Origin of the sequence: Zoogloea sp. LCSB751 (assembly GCF_002028455.1) — a bacterium.
Lineage (GTDB): Bacteria > Pseudomonadota > Gammaproteobacteria > Burkholderiales > Rhodocyclaceae > Zoogloea.
Window position 1 is genome coordinate 1 of the sequence record NZ_MWUM01000201.1, and the last position, 271, is coordinate 271.

1 pseudogene is annotated in these 271 nt (G+C 45.8%); it reads left to right on the top strand.

From position 1 onward, the window contains the following. Positions 1 to 271: pseudogene (locus B4920_RS26340) on the top strand (hypothetical protein); the annotation flags it as partial.

Consider the following 271-nt stretch of genomic DNA (forward strand, 5'->3'; position numbering starts at 1 on the left):
GATATTGTCTATAACAACCGCTTCGAATCTGTACAAGATGAGTTTTTCTACAACCGCTTAGGTTACGCGGGCATTAGCCACGATGAGTACGGCACTATCACTATTGGTAAGCAATGGGGTGCTTGGTATGACGTGGTTTACAACACCAACTACGGTTTTGTATGGGATGGTAACGCGGCAGGTGTTTACACTTTTAACAAAGACGACGGTGCAGTAAACGGCGTTGGTCGCGGTGACAAAGTTGTTCAATACCGTAACAGCATTGGTGATG